At 64.2% G+C, this 17,745-nt stretch carries 22 protein-coding genes; 8 read left to right on the top strand and 14 right to left on the bottom strand.

The annotated features are described in order from the left end of the window. The first annotated feature begins 16 nt into the window (after positions 1-16). Both ACVMIM_RS01790 and ACVMIM_RS01785 read left to right on the top strand, forming a co-directional pair. Entirely contained in the window at positions 17-841 is an 825-nt protein-coding gene (locus tag ACVMIM_RS01790) for a TIGR00282 family metallophosphoesterase (RefSeq protein ID WP_476110035.1), read from the top strand. A 70-nt stretch (positions 842-911) separates the two neighbouring features. After that, positions 912-1,679 (top strand): TerC family protein, encoded by a 768-nt coding sequence (locus ACVMIM_RS01785; RefSeq protein ID WP_041004638.1) that lies wholly within the window; start codon positions 912-914, stop codon positions 1,677-1,679. A 71-nt stretch (positions 1,680-1,750) separates the two neighbouring features. Here ACVMIM_RS01785 and ACVMIM_RS01780 read toward each other — a convergent pair whose 3' ends face one another. The 4 genes from ACVMIM_RS01780 to ACVMIM_RS01765 are packed head-to-tail and all read right to left on the bottom strand — an operon-like array spanning position 1,751 to position 3,550. Then, complete coding sequence (locus ACVMIM_RS01780) at positions 1,751-2,212, bottom strand: SRPBCC family protein (protein ID WP_476110033.1); 462 nt, start codon at positions 2,210-2,212, stop codon at positions 1,751-1,753. A gap of 25 nt (positions 2,213-2,237) precedes the next feature. Then, a complete protein-coding gene (locus tag ACVMIM_RS01775; RefSeq protein ID WP_476110031.1) occupies positions 2,238-2,600 on the bottom strand; it encodes a hypothetical protein in 363 nt (120 codons plus the stop codon). A gap of 30 nt (positions 2,601-2,630) precedes the next feature. Then, a complete protein-coding gene (locus ACVMIM_RS01770) occupies positions 2,631-3,023 on the bottom strand; it encodes a VOC family protein (RefSeq protein WP_476110029.1) in 393 nt (130 codons plus the stop codon). Positions 3,024-3,067: 44 nt separating this feature from the next. After that, a complete protein-coding gene (locus ACVMIM_RS01765) occupies positions 3,068-3,550 on the bottom strand; it encodes an SRPBCC domain-containing protein (RefSeq protein ID WP_476110027.1) in 483 nt (160 codons plus the stop codon). Positions 3,551-3,601: 51 nt separating this feature from the next. On the opposite strand from ACVMIM_RS01765, the gene ACVMIM_RS01760 reads away from it, so the two are divergent. The 3 genes from ACVMIM_RS01760 to ACVMIM_RS01750 all read left to right on the top strand — a co-directional run bounded on the left by ACVMIM_RS01760 (position 3,602) and on the right by ACVMIM_RS01750 (position 5,210). Next, positions 3,602-3,925: an ArsR/SmtB family transcription factor gene (locus tag ACVMIM_RS01760; protein WP_476110026.1), complete on the top strand. Its 324-nt coding sequence runs from the start codon at positions 3,602-3,604 to the stop codon at positions 3,923-3,925. A gap of 205 nt (positions 3,926-4,130) precedes the next feature. Next, positions 4,131-4,880 (top strand): YebC/PmpR family DNA-binding transcriptional regulator, encoded by a 750-nt coding sequence (locus tag ACVMIM_RS01755; RefSeq protein ID WP_041004649.1) that lies wholly within the window; start codon positions 4,131-4,133, stop codon positions 4,878-4,880. An 18-nt stretch (positions 4,881-4,898) separates the two neighbouring features. After that, positions 4,899-5,210 carry an Rdx family protein gene (locus ACVMIM_RS01750; protein ID WP_476110024.1) on the top strand — a complete coding sequence of 104 codons (312 nt, stop codon included), beginning with the start codon at positions 4,899-4,901 and terminating at the stop codon, positions 5,208-5,210. A 33-nt stretch (positions 5,211-5,243) separates the two neighbouring features. On the opposite strand, the gene ACVMIM_RS01745 is transcribed toward ACVMIM_RS01750, so the two are convergent. Then, entirely contained in the window at positions 5,244-5,720 is a 477-nt protein-coding gene (locus tag ACVMIM_RS01745) for an anthrone oxygenase family protein (protein ID WP_476110022.1), read from the bottom strand. Positions 5,721-5,839: 119 nt separating this feature from the next. Here ACVMIM_RS01745 and ACVMIM_RS01740 point away from each other — a divergent pair, with 119 nt between their 5' ends. Continuing rightward, entirely contained in the window at positions 5,840-6,481 is a 642-nt protein-coding gene (locus tag ACVMIM_RS01740; protein WP_476110021.1) for a TetR/AcrR family transcriptional regulator, read from the top strand. A gap of 173 nt (positions 6,482-6,654) precedes the next feature. Here the strand turns inward: ACVMIM_RS01740 and rpmE are convergent, their stop codons facing one another. After that, complete coding sequence (rpmE, locus tag ACVMIM_RS01735; protein ID WP_040974396.1) at positions 6,655-6,876, bottom strand: 50S ribosomal protein L31; 222 nt, start codon at positions 6,874-6,876, stop codon at positions 6,655-6,657. A 206-nt stretch (positions 6,877-7,082) separates the two neighbouring features. Here rpmE and ACVMIM_RS01730 point away from each other — a divergent pair, with 206 nt between their 5' ends. Next, complete coding sequence (locus ACVMIM_RS01730) at positions 7,083-8,885, top strand: ABC transporter transmembrane domain-containing protein (protein ID WP_476110017.1); 1,803 nt, start codon at positions 7,083-7,085, stop codon at positions 8,883-8,885. A gap of 36 nt (positions 8,886-8,921) precedes the next feature. Here the strand turns inward: ACVMIM_RS01730 and ACVMIM_RS01725 are convergent, their stop codons facing one another. Further along, positions 8,922-10,406, bottom strand: coding sequence for a carboxypeptidase M32 (locus tag ACVMIM_RS01725; protein ID WP_476110016.1), 1,485 nt, complete (start codon positions 10,404-10,406; stop codon positions 8,922-8,924). Positions 10,407-10,569: 163 nt separating this feature from the next. Between ACVMIM_RS01725 and ACVMIM_RS01720 the strand changes: the two genes are divergently transcribed. Further along, positions 10,570-10,923, top strand: a complete 354-nt coding sequence (locus ACVMIM_RS01720; RefSeq protein WP_476110014.1) for a DUF1304 domain-containing protein — start codon at positions 10,570-10,572, stop codon at positions 10,921-10,923. A 70-nt stretch (positions 10,924-10,993) separates the two neighbouring features. On the opposite strand, the gene ACVMIM_RS01715 is transcribed toward ACVMIM_RS01720, so the two are convergent. The 7 genes from ACVMIM_RS01715 to ACVMIM_RS01685 form a co-directional block, all read right to left on the bottom strand. Further along, positions 10,994-11,422 (bottom strand): hypothetical protein, encoded by a 429-nt coding sequence (locus tag ACVMIM_RS01715; RefSeq protein ID WP_476110013.1) that lies wholly within the window; start codon positions 11,420-11,422, stop codon positions 10,994-10,996. A 352-nt stretch (positions 11,423-11,774) separates the two neighbouring features. Continuing rightward, positions 11,775-12,803 (bottom strand): peptidoglycan -binding protein, encoded by a 1,029-nt coding sequence (locus ACVMIM_RS01710; RefSeq protein WP_041004663.1) that lies wholly within the window; start codon positions 12,801-12,803, stop codon positions 11,775-11,777. A gap of 1 nt (position 12,804) precedes the next feature. Beyond that, positions 12,805-13,824, bottom strand: a complete 1,020-nt coding sequence (locus tag ACVMIM_RS01705) for a MotA/TolQ/ExbB proton channel family protein (protein ID WP_476110011.1) — start codon at positions 13,822-13,824, stop codon at positions 12,805-12,807. A 247-nt stretch (positions 13,825-14,071) separates the two neighbouring features. Beyond that, positions 14,072-14,764 (bottom strand): PAQR family membrane homeostasis protein TrhA, encoded by a 693-nt coding sequence (gene trhA, locus ACVMIM_RS01700; protein ID WP_041004667.1) that lies wholly within the window; start codon positions 14,762-14,764, stop codon positions 14,072-14,074. A gap of 215 nt (positions 14,765-14,979) precedes the next feature. Next, the gene (locus ACVMIM_RS01695; protein ID WP_041004670.1) at positions 14,980-15,780 is read right to left on the bottom strand and encodes an inositol monophosphatase family protein; all 801 of its coding nucleotides are present in this window, start codon (positions 15,778-15,780) and stop codon (positions 14,980-14,982) included. 111 nt (positions 15,781-15,891) lie between these two features. Next, a complete protein-coding gene (gene efp, locus ACVMIM_RS01690) occupies positions 15,892-16,458 on the bottom strand; it encodes an elongation factor P (RefSeq protein WP_112129705.1) in 567 nt (188 codons plus the stop codon). A gap of 129 nt (positions 16,459-16,587) precedes the next feature. Beyond that, positions 16,588-17,745, bottom strand: a complete 1,158-nt coding sequence (locus tag ACVMIM_RS01685; RefSeq protein WP_476110008.1) for a tetratricopeptide repeat protein — start codon at positions 17,743-17,745, stop codon at positions 16,588-16,590.

The following is a 17,745-nucleotide window of genomic DNA, read 5'->3' as shown; positions in this document are numbered from 1 at the left end:
TTCAGCTCGGGATCGCATGAGACTTCTCTTCCTCGGCGACATGGTTGGCAAAACAGGACGCACGGCAGTCTGGGAACAGCTGCCGGGGCTGATTTCCGACTTCAAGCTCGATTTCGTCATCGTCAACGGCGAGAACGCGGCCGGCGGTTTCGGCATCACCGAGGAGATCTTCCGCGAGACGCTCGCGGCGGGCGCGGATGTCGTCACCACCGGCAACCATGTCTGGGACCAGCGCGACGCGTTGATCTTCGCGCCGCGCGAGGAGCGCTTCCTGCGCCCTTCGAATTTTCCCAAGGGCACGCCGGGGCGCGGCTCGGGCGTCTACGTCGCCCGCAATGGCGCGCGCGTGCTGGTCGCCAACATCATGGGGCGAGTCTTCATGCACCCGGAGCTCGACGATCCCTTCCAGGCCGGCGAGCGGGAGCTTGCCGCCTGTCCGCTCGGCGAGCAGGCCGATGCGGCGGTGATCGATTTCCACGCCGAGGCGACCTCTGAGAAAATGTGTTTCGCGCATTTCGTCGACGGCCGCGCCAGCCTGGTGGTCGGCACGCACACGCATCAGCCGACCGCCGACCATCAGATACTCAATGGCGGCACCGCCTATATTTCCGATGCCGGCATGTGCGGCGATTATGATTCCTCGCTCGGCATGGACAAGGAAGAGCCGCTCAACCGGTTCCTTTCCAAGGTGCCGAAGGGCCGTTTCGAGGCGGCGTCCGGACCCGCGACGCTCTGCGGCGTCGGCGTCGATATTTCAGACCGCACCGGCCTCGCCGAAAAAATCGCGCCGTTTCGTCGCGGGCCGCGACTGGAAGAAACGGCGCCGTCCTTCTGGTCGTGACATTGATATAAGCGTGCAAAGTACCTAATTGCCGGCAACACTGCTCTAGATCGTAGAGGGGACGACCTCCATGCAGCTTGTCGAATTCCTGGCGCCGCACTTTCACTTTGTTTCCGATCCGACCGCGTGGGTCGCGCTTTTGACCCTGGTGGTGCTCGAGGTCGTGCTCGGCATCGACAATCTGATCTTCATCTCGATCCTGACCAACAAGCTGCCGGAGGCGCAGCGCGCCCGGGCCCGCCGGCTGGGCATCTCGGCGGCGCTGATCATGCGGCTCATCCTGCTCGCCACCATCTCGATCATCGTGCAATTGACGACGCCGGTGTTCACCGCCTTCGGCCACGGCTTTTCCTGGCGCGACCTGATCCTGATCGCCGGCGGCCTGTTCCTGGTCTGGAAAGCGACGAAGGAAATCCACCACACGGTCGACCCGCAGGACCATCAGGACACGATCGTCGGCGGCACGCTGCAGATGAGCCTCGCCGGGGCGATCTTTCAGATCTTGTTGCTCGACCTCGTCTTCTCGATCGATTCCATCATCACCGCCGTCGGTATGACCGATGAGATCGCCATCATGTATATCGCGGTGATCGTGGCGGTAAGCGTGATGATGCTGGCGGCGACGCCGCTCGCCAACTTCATCGCCAGGAACCCTTCTATCGTCATGCTGGCGCTGGGCTTCCTCTTGATGATCGGCATGACGCTGATCGCCGACGGCATGGGCTACCATGTGCCCAAGGGCTACATCTACGCCGCCATGGGCTTTTCGGCGCTGGTCGAAGGCCTCAACATGCTGGCAAGGCATCGCAAGAAGCAGCGGTCGGGCGGCGGGCACTGAGGCTGGCATAGCTTCGTCATTCTAGGGTCTGCGCGTCGCTTCGCTCCTTGCTCCGCGCTAGCATGACGGATTCATTTTACGCCCTTCGGGTGACGGTCGCTGATCAGGCCGAGCGTCAGGCCCTGTTCCAGCCAGGCCTTGGCGCCGGCGAGCACCAGCGAGAAGCCGCCGGTCGAATCCACCGCCTGTTTGACCTGCTCGTCGCCGGAACCGGCCAAGCCGAAATTGCGGACTTCGAGGAAGGTCGCCTCATCCGGCATGTTGGTGAAGGTCCAGACGACGGTGGTCGGCGGATCGCTCCAGCGCATGGCGATCTTCTCGTTGGGGACGATCTCGCTCACCTCGACCCTGGTCGAGACGCCGTACATGCGCCACTCCCACTGAACCAACTTGCCTTCGTCCAGCCGGCCGCTCGAATGGGTGAACCAGAATTTCGTGGTGACCGCCGGATCGACGATCGCCTCGAAGACCTCGGCGACGGGCCGGCGGATCAGCATCGCGGCTTCAGCGGTGGGAGATTGCTTGAGTTCCATGCGGTTCTCCTTTCCCTGGCAGGTTTCACCAAGCATCTGGTTCCCGCACGAGGTGAATGATGTTGGCCGGGTTAGTGATCCAGCCGCCACGAAAACCTTCACCCAAAGGCTCTATCGTGTCGCAGCGCACGACACCGGCCCTGGCAAGATGGGAGGCCGCGGTCTTGAAGTCCGGCGTGAAAAGCTCCAGCCAAATTTCAGCCTGACTCATCATCGGCGCCTCGTCGATCCAGAGGCGATTGGGGCCGAGTTCGAAACCGATCGCCGGCGCCTTGGCTGTAAACGGCTTCAACCCCACAACATCGCGATAGAAGGCGATCGTTGCCTCGTATTGGTGCGAGGGCACCTTCATGGCGATGTTGATGCCGCCGGTGATCTCAGTGTCCATTGCTGATCCCCTGGATTGCGTTTGCTGTCGTTACGGCAGGTTGATCTGCCAGGAGACGCCGAAGCGGTCGTTGAGCCAGGCGAAGCGACGGCTGAAGCCGTAGTCGCCGGTCGGCATCAGGAAGCCACCATCCTTGGAGAGAACGCCTTCGATATGCTCAAGCTCCTCTTGCGAAGAACAGTCGACGAAGAAGGAGAAGGATGGCGTGAAGGTGAAGGCGTGGTGCACGGGGCTGTTGTAGATCCTGACCTCGACGCCGCCGATCAAAGCGCGCGCCAGCTTGAGCGTTCCTTCCGTCCCATCCTCGCCCGCGCTGTAGCGCGTGATGTCGAGAACCTGGCTACCCGGGATGGTGTCGCAATAGAGGGTCATGGCCTCCTCGGCCTTTCCCTCGAACATCAGGAATGGCGTTGCTTTCGTCATCGGGCGACCTCCTCCTGCCGGTTATCGAGACTTGAATGTCGGGCTCAGATGTTGGTCTCGTTGGCGGGCTCGCCTCGCAGCTCGCTGCGGTAGTAGCCGTCGCGCAGGTTGATGCCGTATTCGAGATAGGCCTTCATGCAGGCGAGCATCTGCGACCAGCCCTCGCAGTTGAGGTATGATTTCTTCAGGCCGACCTCGCCTTCGCGCCAGCCTTGCTCGGCGATGGTGACGAACGTGCCGCCATCCTGCAGCGGCTCGAAATTCATCTCGATGCGGGTCTTGTAGGCGGGCTTGCCGTCGGCGTCTGTCGCGTCCCAGCGCAGCACGATGCGCTTGTCCTTCGTCACTTCGTCGACCTCGACCGGTACGGACTTCCACCAGGTCACGGTGGTACCCGCGACAAGCGGAGCCGAGGCGCCGCCGATGGTGGTGAAATAACCGCTGAGCTTCGTCGGGTTGACGACGGCGTCAAAGACCTCGCCGACCGGCTTGCCGATGCGCCCGGAAATCCTGAATCCAAGGGACATATCCACAGCTCCTTCCTTGCTGCGCGAAACGATATGTTATAGAAACATAACATGTCAAGCCAAACCGCAGACGACCATGTTTTCAAGGCCTTGGCGCATCCGCGCCGGCGCGAATTGCTGGACCGCTTGAAGGATCAGCCGCAGACCACCGGCGCGCTTTGCGAGGCTTTCCCGGACATGGATCGCTGCACGGTGATGATGCACCTGAAAGTGCTGGAGGAGGCCGATCTGGTGGTGGCGAAGCGCGAGGGGCGCGAGCGCTGGAACCATCTCAATGCCTTGCCAATCAAGCAGATCCACGACCGCTGGATCAGCCAGTATGCCGGCCATGCGATCAGCATTCTCGACCGGCTGAAGTCCGATCTCGAGGAGTGAGAGGCCCAGCTTGACGCCGGAGTGACGGCGCGTCTGGACGAATTGAGCCGATTTATCTATAAGCCAGCCATTCCGACAAAGAGCGCCGCGTGCCTTCCCAGGCATGCTTGGGGCGTTCTAAAAAGACTGAATTCGAGCATTTTGCCGAAGACGCGGTGACGACACCTCGCTTCGAGATGCTCTAGCCGAACACGACAGGGGTGCCATGGCTGGCCATTCGCAGTTCAAGAACATCATGCACCGCAAGGGCCGTCAGGACGCGGTGCGGTCGAAAATGTTTTCCAAGCTGGCGCGCGAAATCACTGTCGCGGCCAAGACCGGGACGCCGGACCCGGCGATGAACCCGCGCCTGCGCCTTGCGGTCCAGAATGCCAAGGCGGTGTCGATGCCGAAGGACAACATCCAGCGCGCCATCAACAAGGCGTCCGCGGGCGATGCCGAAAACTACGAGGCCGTGCGCTACGAAGGCTATGGTCCTGGCGGCGTGGCGCTGATCGTGGAAGTGCTGACCGACAACCGCAACCGCTCGGCCTCCAATGTGCGCGCCGCCTTCACCAAGGCCGGCGGAGCGCTCGGCGAAACCGGCTCGGTGTCGTTCATGTGGAACCGTGTCGGCGAAATCTATTACCCGGCCTCGGTGGGCAGCGCCGACAAGGTGATGGAAGCCGCGATCGAAGCCGGCGCCGACGATGTGGAGTCGGACGAGGAAGGCCATACCATCTATTGCGCCTTCGAAAATCTCGGCGAGGTATCGAAGTCGCTGGAAGCGGCGCTCGGCGAGGCGGAATCGGTCAAGCCGATCTGGCAGCCGCAGAACAATGTCCCGGTCGACGAAGAGCGGGCGCAGTCGCTGATGAAGCTGGTCGCCACGCTCGAGGACGATGACGACGTGCAGAGCGTCTACGCCAATTTCGAGGTCGACGACGAGACCATGGCCAAGCTCAGCGCGGCCTGACCGGTCACGCGATTCGCTATGAGCGAGAAGCCGCTGCCCGTCATCCGCATCACCTATTGCACGCAATGCCAGTGGCTGCTCAGAGCCGGCTGGATGGCGCAGGAACTGCTCTCGACCTTCGGCACCGATCTCGGCGAGGTGACGCTGGTGCCGGGGACCGGCGGCATCTTCACCATTACCTGCAACGATCAGCTCATCTGGGAGCGCAAGCGCGACGGCGGCTTTCCGGACGCGGCAAAGCTGAAGCAGCTGGTCCGCGACGTCATCGATCCGGAGCGGGATCTGGGGCACGCCGACCGCAAAGGACACACGACGAAAGACCCGGCTTGAAGCCGGGTCTTTTCGCGTTGAGCCAAAGGCTTTTCAAATCAGCGCCATGATGAAGCAGGCCATCGCCACGATGGCAGTGATGGTGCGGACGTGGTTCCACATCACCCATTGGCTGAGATGGTTCGCCCACACGGCGGCGCCGTTGGCGCTCTGCGGATCGACGGCGGCCAGCGCGTCGTTGAGCGGCACGTTGAAGACCGTGGTCACGACCGGATTGCCGACGAAATAGATCACGGCGCCGGCGAGCAGCCAGTACGAGCCGGACTGGCTCCAGCCGAAGAAGACGGCGGCAATCAACACCAGGCAGATGAGGCCGGTGCCGAACAGCGCCGTCATGAAGGTCGGCGTGATCACCGTGATGTTGATCGAATTCATCGCCGCGATGCCGCTCGGGACGGGTAGCCGGGCAAGCGCTGCCATGACGAAGTTGGAAAAGGCGAAAAACACGCCGCCGACGACGCCGGAGCCGATCGCGGCGAGGAAGGTGAGAGTGGGAAGAAGTTTCATCATCTTGGTGCTCCAGGTGCCGGTTTGCCGCTAAATGTGATAAATCCTCGCGTTTGCAAAACGTGATAAACCCTCGTATTTTGCAAGTCAAGCCCGGTTTCGGAAATCGCCTGGAGAGCGCCATGGATGGGAAAGCCACCGCCAAGCCGGATCAGGCGGCCATCGCTTCGCCGCGCCGGTCGCCGAGCCAGCAGCGCAGCCGCGAGCGGGTCGAGCGCATGCTTGCCGCCGCCTCGGCCTTGATTGCCGAGCAGGGCAGCGATGCGATGCGAATGGGCGAGGTGGCGGAAAGGGCAGGTGTTTCGATCGGCTCGCTCTACCAGTTCTTTCCGGACAAGCGGGCAATCGTCTGGGCGCTGGCCGAGCGTTACACGGCCGAAAGCCAGGCCTGCATTTCGGCGGCGCTGAAGGATGTCAGCGATGCCGAAGGCCTGAAGCGGGCATTTTCGGAGCTGGTCGATATCTATTACCGGCTGTTCCTGGCCGAGCCGGTGATGCGCGACATCTGGTCGGGCACGCAGGCGGATAAAGCGCTGCGCGAACTGGAATTGGCTGACAGCCGCGCCAATGCCGAATTTTTGGTCGCGGTGCTGAAGCGGCTCAGGCCGGATGCCGATCCGGTCGAGCTGGAGACGACGGCATTCCTGGTCTGGCAGATGGGCGAGGCGGCCGTGCGGCTGGCGATCTCGGTCGATCGCGACGAGGGCGACAGGCTGGTCACGGCTTACAAGCGCATGGCGCTGAGGGAGCTGGTGGGCGCATAGAGGCGCCGGACCCTCCCCTCGAGGGGAGGGTCGCTGCGCAGCAGCGGGGAGGGCAGCGCCAGTCCCCACCCAGACCTTCGGTCCGACCTCCCCACAAGGGGGAGTAGGGGCAGGCGCAGCCAAGAAAAAACCCGCCTCGAGGCGGGTTTTTCAAATCTGCCGATGTATCCGGCTTAGAGGCCGAAACCTTCGAAACGCTTCTTGAACTTCGACAGGCGGCCGCCGCGGTCGAGCAGGGTCTGCTGGCCGCCGGTCCAGGCCGGGTGCGTGGTCGGGTCGATGTCGAGGTTCATCGTGTCGCCTTCCTTGCCCCAGGTCGAACGGGTCAGATACTCGGTGCCGTCGGTCATGACGACCTTGATGGTGTGGTAGTCGGGATGGATATCGGCCTTCATTGTCTTATTTCCTGGCTTGCCGGCGCTGGTGACGGGCCTATGGCCTGCGTCGATGCGCCCCTTTTTAAAACTCGAAGCCGCAGCTAATGAAAGGCCACGGCTTCTAAAACGGTCGGCGAGCCTATACATCAGCCGGGATTGAATCACAAGGCCGCGGCGGGCGCATATTGAAGCGCGGTCCAGCCAAACGGCCAGAGGAAACGCTCATGGCGGAAATTGGTGCCAGTGCAGGCGAGCGCAGACGCTCGGTCCGGCCGCTCCGCAGCCTTTTTCCCTACATCACCCGCTACCGGAAACTGGCGGTTGGCGCCATCATTTCGCTGATCGTAGCGGCGGTGACGACGCTTGCCTTGCCGATGGCCGTGCGGCGCATGATCGACCACGGTTTCCAGGCCTCGGGCTCCACCTTCATCGCCGAATATTTCGCGGCGCTCGTGGCAATGGCGGCACTGCTCGCGGCCGCCTCGGCCAGCCGCTATTATTTCGTCATCACGCTCGGCGAGCGGGTCGTCGCCGACATCCGCCGCGACGTCTTTTCGCATGTCACGACACTGTCGCCCGCCTTTTTCGATCGCGCGCATTCGGGTGAGATCGTGTCGCGGCTTGCCGCCGACACCACGCAGGTGAAGTCGGCGGTCGGCGCAACCGCCTCGGTCGCGCTGCGCAACCTCATCCTCGGCCTCGGCGCGGTGGCGATGATGGTCGTCACCAGTCCGAAACTCTCCGGCCTCGTGCTCGTGGCGATCCCGGTAATCGTGCTGCCGTTGGTCGCTTTCGGCCGTTCCGTACGGCGGAAGTCCCGGCAAGCACAGGATACGCTTGCCGACGCCACCGCCTATGCCAGCGAGCAGATCGGCGCGGTGCGCACGCTGCAGGCCTTCACCAACGAGAAACTGGTCACCGGACGTTTTGCGGACGCCGTCGACGCTGCCTTCGAGGCGGCGCGGGCCTCGGTGTTCGCGCGATCGTTCCTCACCTTCTTCGCCATCTTCATGATCTTCTCCTCGGTGGTGGCGGTGCTGTGGTTCGGCTCGCGCGACGTGCTTGCCGGCACGCTGTCGCCGGGTACGCTCAGCCAGTTCCTGCTCTATTCGGTCTTCGCCGCCGGCGCGCTCGGCGCGCTGTCGGAGGTCTGGAGCGAGCTGTCGCAGGCGGCCGGCGCCGCCGAGCGGCTGACCGAGATCCTGGCCGAGACACCGACGATCCGGCGGCCGGCCAACCCCGTTCCGTTGCCGGCCATGGCCAAGGGCACGATCAGCTTCGACGACGTCTCCTTTTCCTATCCGGCGCGGCCGGACCGCGCCGCCGTGCATGGCCTGAGCTTTCAGGTGAAGCCCGGCGAGACGGTGGCGATCGTCGGGCCTTCGGGCGCCGGCAAAAGCACCGTCTTCTCGCTGATCCTGCGCTTCTACGATCCCGAGAGCGGCCGCGTCGTCATCGACGGCGTCGATCTGCGCGAGGCCGATCCGGCCGCCATCCGCCAGCGCATCGCGATCGTGCCGCAGGACGTCACCATCTTCGCGGCGAGCGCTGCCGACAATATCGGCTTCGGCCGGCAGGGCGCCAGCAACGCCGAGATCGAGGCCGCGGCCAAGGCGGCCCTTGCCGACGAATTCATCGCAAGGCTCGACAAGGGCTATGACAGCCAGGTGGGCGAGCGCGGCGTGACGCTGTCGGGCGGACAGCGCCAGCGCATCGCGATCGCCCGCGCCGTCCTGCGCGACGCGCCGATCCTTCTTCTCGACGAAGCGACCTCGGCGCTCGACGCCGAGAGCGAAACGCTGGTGCAAAGGGCGCTCGAGCGGCTGATGCGCGGCCGCACCACCATCGTGATTGCCCACCGGCTGGCGACGGTGCTCAAGGCCGACCGGATCCTCGTCATGGAAGGCGGGCGCATCGTCGAGGAAGGCACGCATCAGAGCCTTGTCGCGAAAGGCGGCACCTATGCGCGGCTCGCCAAGCTGCAGTTCGAGACGGGTGCCGACGCCTTCAAGGGCGCCGCAGAGTAGCCACGCCGCACCCGGCTGGTTTCGAACCGCCTTGCATCAGTTGCCGTAGCGCTTGCGCAGGTGCTCCGTGAAGTAAACAGCGTTGAGCTTCTCGCCGGTGGCGCGCTCAAGCAGGTCCGGCGTCGACCAGCGCGAGCCCTGCGACCAGATCTTTGCGCGGCGCCACTCGTTGACGGCGCTGAAATCGCCTTTGGCAAGATCGTCGTCGGCGGACGGATGTTCCCTGGTCAGTGCCGCCCATTGCTGCGCCGCCATCATTGCGCCCAGCGTGTAGGAAGGGAAATAGCCGAAGGCGGCGCCCGGCCAGTGCACGTCCTGCATCGGCCCGTCGGCCGGGTTGTCGATGGTGGTGAGCCCGAGATAGTCGCGCATCTTGGCGTCCCATGCCTCGGGCAGGTCGGCGACCTCCAGCCGGCCGGCGACGAGCTCCTGCTCGAGCTCGTAACGCAGGATGATATGCAGCGGATAGGTGACCTCGTCGGCGTCGACGCGGATCAGGCCGCGCTCCACATGATGGACATGCGGCAGGATGTCGGCGAGCGACCAGGCTTCGCCGAGATGTTTTTCGATTACCGGCAGGGCCCAGTGCCAGAAGGCGGGGTTGCGGCCGATCTGCTTTTCGACGAACAGGCTCTGGCTCTCATGCACGGCCATGCCGCGCGCCTTGCCGAGCGGCCAATGCGACCAGGCTTTCGGCAGGTTCTGCTCGTAGAGCGCGTGGCCGGTCTCGTGCAGCACGCCCATTAGCGCCGACAAAAAGTCGGAGGTCTTGTAGCGGGTGGTGATGCGCACGTCGGTCGGCACGCCGCCGCAGAAGGGATGGTGCGACACCGACAGCGAGCCATGGGTGAGGTCGAAGCCGACGGCCGCCATCATGGCAAGGCCGAGCTCGCGCTGCTTCTCGACGGCATAGCTGCCCGACAGCGGCTTCAACGGGTGTTTTGCCAGCCGCGCATCCTGCACGGCCAGCGCATTCGGCAGGAAGTCCCTGAGGAAAGCCTTCAGCTCGGTAAACACCGGCGTGATATCGGCGGCGCGGTTACCGGGATCATACTGCTCCATCAGCGCGTCATAGGGAGCGAGGCCGAGCGCATCGGCACGCATGGCGGCTTCCTCGCGCACCAGCGCCACGACACCTTCCAGCGCCGGCAGGAAGCCCGCCCAGTCGTTCTTGGCGCGCAGGTCGCGCCAGAGCTGCTCGGAGCGCATGCGGGCCACCGTCTGGCGCTCGACGAACTCGGCCGGCAGGCAGGTGAGGTTGGTATACTGGCGACGCAATTCCCTGACCGCGGCCTGCTGCTCCTCGCCGAGCGGCTCGGCTTCGGCGGCGGCGATCCAGTCGCCGATCTCCGGCGCGGTTGCCTGGCGATGCAGCATGCCGGCAAGCGAGGACATCGCCTCGGCGCGCTTTTCGCCGCCGCCGACCGCCATATGCGTCGCCTCGTCGGCGCCGAGGATGGCCAAAGCGTGCTCGAGCGCTTCGAGCTTGTGGCCGAGGTCGTCGAGTTTCTGGAAGGACATGATGGATTCCGAGCTTCAATTTGGCTGGCGCGAAAAGATACCAAGGCGTCGAGCTTGGCAACCCTGACCAGCCGACAATGGATCAGCCGTCGAGTGATCGGGCCGTCTTGCCTTGTGAGGCGACTGCGTGATCAATGCCTGAAACGAACTGCCGGAGGGGACGATGATCGGCAATATCCTGGTCGGGCTGGTGGCGCTGATCCATTGCTATATCGTCTATCTGGAGATGGTGCTTTGGGACACGCCGCGCGGCCGCAAGGCGTTCGGCCTGACGCCGGAATTCGCCAGCGCCTCGAAAGTGCTTGCCGCCAATCAGGGGCTCTATAACGGCTTCCTCGCCGCCGGGCTGCTCTGGGGTCTCTATCTCGGCGCCGGCGGATTCCAGATCGAAATGTTCTTCCTGCTCTGCGTCGCGATAGCCGGCCTCTACGGCGCCGCGACCGTGGCCCGCAAGATCCTCTTCATCCAGACGGTGCCGGCAGCGCTCGCCATCGTCGCGCTTTGGCTTGGCCCTTGAGACAAAAAGGACGCCCTCGGGGCCAGGTCCCGCGGGCGCCAGTTGGTCCCTTCCGTTTCCTTCGAAGACGTCAGCCGTTCGGATAATTGCCGCCGTCGGAGCCGTCCCCCATCATGAAGCCGCTGCCGGTGTCGTTCATCAGCCTCTGGTCGACATTGTCGAGGCGCCGCAGCAGCTCATGGTATTGCGCGGACGGGATCCTGCCGTGATCGGAAGCGGCGACACGCTCCGCGGCCTGGCTGATGCGCGCGGCGCGCATATGCAGCTGCTGCGCTTCGGCAGCCGAAATGTTGTTTGCCTGCCGGGCGTCGGTGATGCCCTGATCCACGCCCTGCACCTGATCGATCAGGCCGGTCACACGCGGTCCGGTCATGTCGGTCGGATCGGGCGTGTCGAGAGCACCGCCCCTGTGATGTCCGGCCGCATAGGCGCCGGCGAGGGGGGCCGCAATCAGTGCGGCAGCCAGGGTTACAGTCTTGAGAGATGTTGAAGCGCGCATGGCGGCGCATCCTCCTGCCAAGGAAGGAAGCGGTCGCGCCGCTAACCTTCCGACGTTCAGGGGCCGTCCAGTTCCGTCGCGTCGCGATGGGAGGCATCGCCGGCGGTTCCCGGCCCTGCGCAGCAAATTAGGTGCTTCGATTTGCGATGGGTAATTAAAAAAAGATAATGTTTTCAGGCCTTGCTGCCGGGACTTGGCATTCTAAGTATTCAGCCGACGAACAACTTCCCGTGACCTGCCGTGATCCTAAAGCGCGTCGCGCTCTTTCAGATTCGCTCCCTGCGCTTTAGGACTTTGATTCTACGCACGTCTTTGTCCCGAAACCGGTTCACTTTCGGGAGACATGCTTTAATCACCGTTCGGTGAGCTTCAGTTCAATGCGGCGGTTCTTGCTGCGCGCCTCGTCGGTGTCGGCCGGATCGAGCGGCTGGAACTCGCCGAAGCCGGCGGCCACCAGCCGGTTGGCCGGCACGCCGTTCTCGATCAGGAATTTCACCACCGAGGTGGCGCGCGCGGTCGACAGTTCCCAGTTGTCGCGATAGCGGCCGGTGCCGGACAGCGGTTTGTTGTCGGTGTGGCCGTCGACGCGCAGCACCCAGTTGATCTCGGGCGGGATTTCCTTCTGCAATTCGATGATGGCGTCGGCGAGCTTCTTCATCTCGACCTTGCCGGCGTCGTTGATCACGTCGGAGCCGGTCGGGAACAGCACTTCCGACTGGAAGACGAAACGGTCGCCGACGATACGGATGTTCTCGCGGTCGGCGAGGATCTCGCGCAGCCGGCCGAAGAAGTCGGAGCGGTAGCGGTTGAGCTCCTGGACGCGCTGCGCCAGCGCGACATTCAGGCGGCGGCCGAGGTCGGCGATCTTGGTGTTGGACTCCTGGTCACGTTGCTCGGAGACGTTGAGCGCGTCCTCGAGCGCCGCGATCTGCTTGCGCAGCGCCGCGATCTGCTGGTTGAGGATCTCGACCTGGCTCAGCGCCTGCTGGCTGATCTGGCGCTGGTTGCTGAGCTCGCCGGAAAGCTGGTCCGCCCGCTTGTTGGCCGCGTCGCCCGCGCCGGCGCCCTGCGCCAGCAATTGTTCGAGGCGGCTCTTCTCGGCTTGCGCGGCCGACAGCGACGCCTGCAGGTTGGCGAGCGAATCCTCCTTGTCCTGGCTGTTCGTGCGTTCCAGCGCGAGCAGCTGGGTCAGTTCGTTGATCTGCGAGTTGAGGCGGTTCAGCACCGCGTCCTTGCCGGAGATCTCGCGGCTGAGCAGGAACTGCGCCAGCACGAAGACGGTGAGCAGGAACATGATGGCAAGCAGCAGTGTCGATAAGGCGTCGACAAAGCCCGGCCAGTAGTCGATGCGGCGGTCGGCGCGTCGTCTTGCCAGCGCCACGTCAGTGGACTCCTTGCTTCTTCAGCGCGTCGGCGATCTTTTCCAGCGTGTTGCGCATGGCCTTCTGCTCGTCGGACTGGGCCTCCACCCAGTCGCGCATGATCTGCTGCTCGGAGCGCATGTTCTTCACCAGCCCGGAGATGCCGTCGGCGAGATTGGCCATGGCGGTGGCGACGCGCGGATTGGAGCCGCCATTCTCCTGCAGGCTGCGCAGCCGCTCCGATAGGAGACGGATGTCCTCGGAGGATTCGGCGGCTTTTGAGGTCTCGGACACGACGATGTCCGACGACAGGTCGGTGACCGAGGACAGCCAGTTCTCTAGCTCGGTGTAGAAGCGGGTCTGGGCGCGGCCGGCCTGCAGGTCGAGGAAGCCGAGCACGAGCGAGCCGGAAAGGCCGAACAGCGAGGACGAAAACGCGGTGCCCATGCCGGCGAGCGGCGCCGACAGGCCCTGCTTCAGCGCATCGAGCACGGCGGCAGCGTCGCCGGTGCCCGGGTCCAGCGCCTCGATCGTCTCGCGGATCGAGGCTATGGTGTTGAGCAGTCCCCAAAAGGTGCCGAGCAGGCCGAGGAACACAAGCAGGCCGACCAGATAGCGCGAGGTGTCGCGGCTCTCGTCGAGGCGGGTGGCGATGGAATCGAGCATCGTGCGCATCGACGAGGTCGAGAAGGCTATCGTCGACGAGCGGCCGATCATCGCCTTCATCGGCGCCAAGAGCACCGGCTCGGTGGTTTCGGAGCCGGCGCGGAAGGAGTTGACCCAGCGCACTTCCCGGAAAAGCCGGCCGACCTGGGCAAAGGCGAGCAGGATGCCCACCGCGAGCACGCCGATGATCAGGCCGTTGAGGCCCGGATTGCTGGAGAAGGCGGTCGAGATCTGGCGGGTGAGGATGGCGGCGATGAAGGCGACGATGATCAGGAAGATCACCATGGTGAGCAGGAAGACCTGTGGACTGGACAGCTTGTGCGGATCGTAGACCAGGACGTCCGATCGCCTGCCGAAGGATCTGAGAAAAGCCATCCGTGCCCCGTTTCCGATGCCACCGCCGCAGAATTGCCGCGACTCTAAACGGAATTGTGACCAAATTGAATGGCGCTTGGCAATATTGCCCGCGCCCCTGCTTTGGTGCACTTCCGGACGGAAGGCCGCCGGACCTAAAGCGCGTCGCGATCTTTCAGATTCGCTCCATGCCCTTTAGGTCTTTGATTTTACGCATGTCTTTATCCCGAAACCGGTTCCCACTTTCGGGAGACATGCATTAGCCGCTCTAGAAGCGGTTGACGACCAGGCAATCGACCATGGCGGCCAGATGCAGGCCGGCGCCGGTGACGACGAAGCCGTGCCAGACGGCGTTGTGGAAGCGAAGTCCCTTCCAGGCGAAGAAGATGACGCCCAAGGAATAGACGATGCCGCCGGCGACGAGCAGCGCCACCGAGGTCGTCGGCAGCGTCCGGACCAGCGGTCCGGCGAGCACCACGCCGCTCCAGCCGATGGCGAGATAAAAGACGATGGCCAGCCGGTCGTAGCGGCCGGGCAGGAACATCTTGATGGCGATGCCCGCCGCCGCCGCGCTCCACACGGTGACGATCATGGACAACGCCAGGGGCGAGTTGTCGAGCTGAGCAAGAAAGGGTGTGTAGGTGGCGGCGATCAGCAGATAGATCGCGGCATGGTCGAAACGGCGCAGGATCCATTTCGCCGGCCAGGATACCGGCCACAGATTATAGGCCAGCGACACCGAGAGCACGGTGAGCAGCGACACCACGTAGAACACCGCGGCGACATATTCGCCGGGGCCGGAATGGAAGGCGGCCAAGGCCAGGAAAGCCGAGCCGGCCGCGATCGCCAGCACGATGCCCACCGCGTGAACGATGCCGTCGGCGATCATTTCGGCGCGCGAATAGTGCCAGCGCCCCACAAAGGGGATCTCAAGCTGGGTATCCGGCCGCGCGTCGTTCATGAATGATCCTGCAACGCCTAATCTGGGCGCTCGCTGACCATTATTTCAAGCTTCGGTTGCGGTTTTGCGACCAAAGCCGCGCGTCCTTTCGACGCGCAAAGGGCGCCTGAAAGCGCGTCGCGCTGAGCCGGATTCAGGCGGCGCGCTTCAAGTCTTTGTTTTGATGTGTGTCGTTGTCCCAGAACCGCTGCACACTTCCGGGCGACATGGATTGGTCAGCGAGCGGCCAACGGCTTCTTCACGGTCTTAAGCAGCGCGCGTTGGATGATCTCGTTGCCGGCGACGACCTCGCCGCTGTCCAGCATGCCTTGTGCGCCGTCCATGTCCGAAACGAATCCGCCGGCCTCGCGCACCAGAAGGATGCCGGCGGCGATGTCCCAGGACGACAGGCCGGTTTCCCAGAAACCATCCATGCGCCCGGCCGCGACATAGGCGAGATCGAGCGCGGCGGAGCCCAGGCGGCGAACGCCGGAGACTTCAGCCATGACGTTGCGCAGCTCGATCAGGAAATTGCCATGCAGGCTGCGGCCGAGATGCGGCACGCCGCAGCCGATCACCGCGTCGGTCAGCTTGGAGCGCCCGGCAACGCGCAGGCGACGGTCGTTCATGAAGGCGCCGCCGCCGCGCTCGGCCGTGTAGAGCTCGTCCATCGCCGGATTGTAGACGACGCCGGCGACGATCTGGCCCTGGCGCTCGAGCGCGATCGACACGGAAAAGAGCGGGATGCCGTGCAGGAAGTTGGTGGTGCCGTCGAGCGGATCGACGATCCAGCGGTGCTGGGCGTCCTCGCCTTCGACGGCGCCGCGCTCTTCCATCAGGAAGGCGTAGCCCGGCCGCGCCTTCGAAAGCTCGGCGAAGACGATCTCTTCGGCCTTGCGGTCGGCCTGGCTGACATAGTCGCCAGGTCCCTTCATCGAGACCTGCAGGTTCTGCACCTCGCCGAAGTCGCGCGACAGCGAGCGGCCGGCCTTCATCGCGGCCTGGACCATGACGTTGAGGAGAGCGGAACGCGCCATTTTTTCTTCCTGGCTTTGTCTTCCTACCGGCCGGCTATCTTTCTTGAAGCATGATCTTTTCCGAAAAGTCGGCAACTTTTTGCTGCGCTGACCTTCGGTTCGGGATCATGCTCAGTCCGCGCGGCGCATATAGGTGATTTCGTTGGTGTCGACGACGATGCGCTCGCCGGCCGAGATGAAGGGCGGCACCAGCACGCGGATGCCGTTCTCCAGCACCGCCGGCTTGTAGGACGAGGCTGCCGTCTGGCCCCGCACCACCGGGTCGGCCTCGGTGACGGTCAGCGTCACCTGGTCGGGGAGGGAAATGCCGATCGGCCGCTCTTCATAGAGCTGCACCGTCACCATCATGCCGTCCTGCAGGAAGGCGGCGCGCTCGCCGACGAAGTCCTTTGCCAATTCGAGCTGCTCGTAGCTTTCGGTGTCCATGAAGACCAGCGCGTCGCCCTGTTCGTAGAGGAACGAGAAATCCTTCAGGTCGAGCCGGATCTGCTCGACGGTCTCGGCCGAGCGGAAGCGCTCGTTGAGCTTGGTGCCGTTGATCAGGTTCTTCAGCTCGACCTGGTTGTAGGCGCCGCCCTTGCCGGGTTTGACGGTGTTGGTCTTGACCGCCACCCACAGGCCGCCATCGTGCTCGATGACATAGCCGGGACGGATTTCGCTGCCACTGATCTTGGCCATGATGAACTGATCCGAGTGAGATTTTTCGCGCGCGGGTCGCGCTTTGGCGCCTCCAAGACCACAAATCGCGCATAGTGGCAAGGGAGGGAACCCAAGGCGGCCCGGACATGCCGTCCGCGGCGCCACGCGTCAAGGCAGGCGATTTGCCTTCTGCAGCGCCTGCTTGGTCTGATCGTCGTCGAGGCCCTGCAGGAAATCGTCCATCTGAGGGTCGATCAGTCCGGCGCGGCGGGCGACGATGTACCAGGCGCCGGCGAGGACCAGGTCCGGGTCGGTGCCGATGCCGCCCATATAGAGCTTGGCGAGGCGGTTCTGGGCGGCGACATTGCCGCCTTGCGCCGCCCGCTTCATCCAGGCGAAGCCCGATTTCAGGTCGCGCCCGCCGCCACGTCCCTCGATCATCCAGGTGGCGAGGTCGATCTGCGCGGTGTCGTAGTTCTGTCTCGCTGCCTGCGCCAGCAGGGCGCGTGCCTGGGCGTCGTCATGCGGCTTGCCGCCGGCGCCGTTGGCGTAGAGCTGCGCCATCGCATATTGGGCGTCGGCAAGGCCGGTGGCCGCCGCGCGCTCATAGTAGACGGCGGCCTTGGCAAGGCCGGCATCGCCGGGATCCTGCCGGACGAGCAACTGGGCGAAGTTGAACTGCGCAAGCCGGTTGCCGGCCTCGGCCGAAGCCTGCATCAGTGCAAAGGCGCCCTTTTCATCCTTCTTCACATAACGGCCGTCCAGTAGCATCAGCGCATATTGGAACTGCGCTTCCGGCACGCCCTGTTCGGCCGCCAGCGCATACCATTTCGCGGCCTCGGCCGGATTGAGCGGCACACCCAGTCCGCGCGACAGGATTTCGGCCACCAGCGTCTCGGCTGCCGGATCGCCGTTCTTGGCGCGCTCAATGGCAAGGTTGTAGGCGGTCTTGTAAAGGCCGCGCTGGAAGGCGCCGTAGGCGGCATCCGGCTGCTTGGCGCCGAAGCGGTCGGGATTGATGGTGTCGGCCGATGGCGGCGTCAAGGTGGCCGGCTGCGGCAAGGTGTTCTGGATCGGCTTGTCGATATGCGGGCCGCCGCCGAACCTGCTCGGATCCGGGGCGCCGGTGGCCGGCGCGGCTGTGTTCGGTTTGCCCCCATCCGGCGTGCCAGGACCCGGCGTGCCTGTATCCGGCTTGGCTGCGTCGGGCGCGCTCTTGTCCGGCGCACTCGTCTCCGGCCGCGGCAGCGGGGCGGTCTCGGCCGCCATCGCGGCCTGCGCAAACAAGCCGGCCAGGACCACCAGGCAAAGGCCACGCAGGCGCAT

Source organism: Mesorhizobium sp. USDA 4413 (assembly GCF_056280365.1).
This window is presented reverse-complemented; position numbering and strand designations above follow the sequence as displayed.

Coding starts and splice junctions, on each gene's coding strand:
- ACVMIM_RS01790 (WP_476110035.1), top strand. CDS start 17: ATGAGACTTCTCTTCCTCGGCGACATGGTTGGCAAAACAGGACGCACG.
- ACVMIM_RS01785 (WP_041004638.1), top strand. CDS start 912: ATGCAGCTTGTCGAATTCCTGGCGCCGCACTTTCACTTTGTTTCCGAT.
- ACVMIM_RS01780 (WP_476110033.1), bottom strand. CDS start 2,212: ATGGAACTCAAGCAATCTCCCACCGCTGAAGCCGCGATGCTGATCCGC.
- ACVMIM_RS01775 (WP_476110031.1), bottom strand. CDS start 2,600: ATGGACACTGAGATCACCGGCGGCATCAACATCGCCATGAAGGTGCCC.
- ACVMIM_RS01770 (WP_476110029.1), bottom strand. CDS start 3,023: ATGACGAAAGCAACGCCATTCCTGATGTTCGAGGGAAAGGCCGAGGAG.
- ACVMIM_RS01765 (WP_476110027.1), bottom strand. CDS start 3,550: ATGTCCCTTGGATTCAGGATTTCCGGGCGCATCGGCAAGCCGGTCGGC.
- ACVMIM_RS01760 (WP_476110026.1), top strand. CDS start 3,602: ATGTCAAGCCAAACCGCAGACGACCATGTTTTCAAGGCCTTGGCGCAT.
- ACVMIM_RS01755 (WP_041004649.1), top strand. CDS start 4,131: ATGGCTGGCCATTCGCAGTTCAAGAACATCATGCACCGCAAGGGCCGT.
- ACVMIM_RS01750 (WP_476110024.1), top strand. CDS start 4,899: ATGAGCGAGAAGCCGCTGCCCGTCATCCGCATCACCTATTGCACGCAA.
- ACVMIM_RS01745 (WP_476110022.1), bottom strand. CDS start 5,720: ATGATGAAACTTCTTCCCACTCTCACCTTCCTCGCCGCGATCGGCTCC.
- ACVMIM_RS01740 (WP_476110021.1), top strand. CDS start 5,840: ATGGATGGGAAAGCCACCGCCAAGCCGGATCAGGCGGCCATCGCTTCG.
- rpmE (WP_040974396.1), bottom strand. CDS start 6,876: ATGAAGGCCGATATCCATCCCGACTACCACACCATCAAGGTCGTCATG.
- ACVMIM_RS01730 (WP_476110017.1), top strand. CDS start 7,083: ATGGCGGAAATTGGTGCCAGTGCAGGCGAGCGCAGACGCTCGGTCCGG.
- ACVMIM_RS01725 (WP_476110016.1), bottom strand. CDS start 10,406: ATGTCCTTCCAGAAACTCGACGACCTCGGCCACAAGCTCGAAGCGCTC.
- ACVMIM_RS01720 (WP_476110014.1), top strand. CDS start 10,570: ATGATCGGCAATATCCTGGTCGGGCTGGTGGCGCTGATCCATTGCTAT.
- ACVMIM_RS01715 (WP_476110013.1), bottom strand. CDS start 11,422: ATGCGCGCTTCAACATCTCTCAAGACTGTAACCCTGGCTGCCGCACTG.
- ACVMIM_RS01705 (WP_476110011.1), bottom strand. CDS start 13,824: ATGGCTTTTCTCAGATCCTTCGGCAGGCGATCGGACGTCCTGGTCTAC.
- trhA (WP_041004667.1), bottom strand. CDS start 14,764: ATGAACGACGCGCGGCCGGATACCCAGCTTGAGATCCCCTTTGTGGGG.
- ACVMIM_RS01695 (WP_041004670.1), bottom strand. CDS start 15,780: ATGGCGCGTTCCGCTCTCCTCAACGTCATGGTCCAGGCCGCGATGAAG.
- efp (WP_112129705.1), bottom strand. CDS start 16,458: ATGGCCAAGATCAGTGGCAGCGAAATCCGTCCCGGCTATGTCATCGAG.
- ACVMIM_RS01685 (WP_476110008.1), bottom strand. CDS start 17,745: ATGCGCCTGCGTGGCCTTTGCCTGGTGGTCCTGGCCGGCTTGTTTGCG.